The following is a 2,001-nucleotide window of genomic DNA, read 5'->3' on the forward strand; positions in this document are numbered from 1 at the left end:
GAGGGAGCCGCAGCGTGCTGCGGTGACCGACGACAACGCGGCGAGGCGCCGCCTGACCGACCGCAGTAGGCAAAAGATCCGCAGGACAGGGCCTAGCCTCGATCTTTCGTGGATCCGTCCGCGGCGCCTCAGAAAAGCTGCAGCCCGGTCACCCGTAGCATGTCGAGCGCCGTGGCCTCGGGGGTTCCCGGCTCGGCCGAGTACACGAGCACGGTCTGGTCGCTGTCCGGGAGCAGAAGGGTGTCGCAATCGAGCGTGATGGTCCCCAGCTCGGGATGGGCGATGCTCTTGGTCGCGGTACGCCATGGGGAGGACCGTCCCTCCCGCCACAGCTCGTCGAATCGCGGGCTGCCACGACGCAGTCCTGTGATCATTCGCGCCAGTTCGGGGTCATTGGGGTAACGGGCCTGGGCGGCACGGAGCGTGCCGACCGAGGCGCGAGCGGCCGCGTCGTCTTCGCCCGGACCCGCGGCGACCTGGCAGCGACTACTACCGAGAAAACGTTGCCAGATGAGGTTCCGCTGCCGCTGCGGCCACGCGGACATGTCGCCTTGAAGCGCCGCCGCAAGGGGATTCCAGGCCAGCACGTCGCCCTTGGCCGACAGCACCAGCACGGGCAGATCCGCCATGCGGTCCAGCAGCCGGAGCACGCTCGGCCGGATGACCGTCGCGACGCGTCCGGCCTGAGGCGGCTCGTGACCGGCAAGCCGGAACACCAGGTCGCGGTCATCGTCGTCGAGCCGCAGCGCCTGGGCCAACGCGGCGATGACCTGGCTCGAAGGCCGCGGCCCGCGCCCCTGTTCAAGCCGGACCACGTAGTCGACGCTCAGACTCGCGAGCATGGCCACTTCCTCCCGGCGCAGGCCCGGCACCTGGCGGCGAGTGCCCGACGGCAGCCCGACGTCCTGCGGTCGCACCCGGGCCCGGGCTGTGCGGAGTACTTCGGCGAGTTCGGCTCGGTCCACTCCTCGATGATGTCGCACGGACCGCGCGGCCGGGTGGTACCGCGGGTCCCATGCCTCAGCGGTCCTGGCGTGCCCGGACGCGCACACCGACGATCGACCCCATGACGGACATGAGGACGGTGGCGCTGGTCACCGGAGCGAACAAGGGACTGGGCCGGGAGACCGTACGCCGCCTGGCCGGGAGAGAATGGCTGGTCCTGCTGGCCGCCCGGGACCGGGAACGCGGCATGCACGCCGCGGACACACTGGCGGGTGAAGGGCTCGATGTCGAGTTCGTCGAACTCGACGTGACCTCGGACGAGTCCGTGGCGGCGGCCGTGAGGGCCGTCTCCGGCCGCGTGGATCACCTGGATGTGCTGGTCAACAACGCCGGAGTCGGTGGCCCGTTGCTGGATCCGGCCGACATGGGCGCCGACGCGCTACGGGAGCTGTACGAGGTCAACGTGTTCGGTCAGGTACGGGTCACACACGCGTTCCTGCCGTTGCTTCGGAAGTCGGAACAGCCCCGCGTCGTCATGGTGTCCAGCGGTCTCGCCTCGCTGACACACGCCGGTGACCCCACCCGCCCCGAGTCCGGCTTCCTGGCCCTGGACTACGCCTCGTCGAAGGCGGCGCTCAACATGATCGTGTCCCAGTACGCCCGAGCGCTGCCCGGGTTCAAGGTCAACGCCGCGGATCCGGGCAACCCCGCCACCGACATGAACCATCACACGGGTGTCCACACCGTCGCCGAGGGGGCCGATGCGATCATCAGGTTGGCCACTTTGGACCCTGACGGGCCCACCGGAGGCTTCTTCGACCGTAACGGCCCCGTCCCCTGGTAGGAGCGAAGATGGCAACGATTCTGACGATCGGGCTACATCCGAACGCGATCGACTACACCCGGCATCCGGGCCTCGATGAGGCGACGCTCACCGCACGGATCGAGCAGAGCGACGCGGCTCTGCGGGCGGCGGGTTTCGACGCGGTGTCGTGCCTGATCGGTACCGACCCGGACGCGGCGGAGAGGACCGTCCGTGAACGGTTGTCCGAGGGC

At 69.5% G+C, this 2,001-nt stretch carries 2 protein-coding genes and 1 pseudogene; 2 read left to right on the forward strand and 1 reads right to left on the reverse strand.

Annotated elements, in window-relative coordinates; genetic code table 11:
* Nucleotides 1-128: 128 nt before the first annotated feature.
* Entirely contained in the window at nt 129-965 is an 837-nt protein-coding gene (locus ACWD3H_RS47600; protein ID WP_451959796.1) for a helix-turn-helix transcriptional regulator, read from the reverse strand.
* A 101-nt stretch (nt 966-1,066) separates the two neighbouring features.
* Here ACWD3H_RS47600 and ACWD3H_RS47605 point away from each other — a divergent pair, with 101 nt between their 5' ends.
* Together ACWD3H_RS47605 and ACWD3H_RS47610 are read left to right on the forward strand one after the other, a co-directional pair.
* Complete coding sequence (locus tag ACWD3H_RS47605; protein WP_451959797.1) at nt 1,067-1,789, forward strand: SDR family oxidoreductase; 723 nt, start codon at nt 1,067-1,069, stop codon at nt 1,787-1,789.
* A gap of 8 nt (nt 1,790-1,797) precedes the next feature.
* Nucleotides 1,798-2,001 (forward strand): annotated as a pseudogene (locus ACWD3H_RS47610) (hypothetical protein); the annotation flags it as partial.

This window comes from Streptosporangium sp. NPDC002607 (assembly GCF_053592655.1).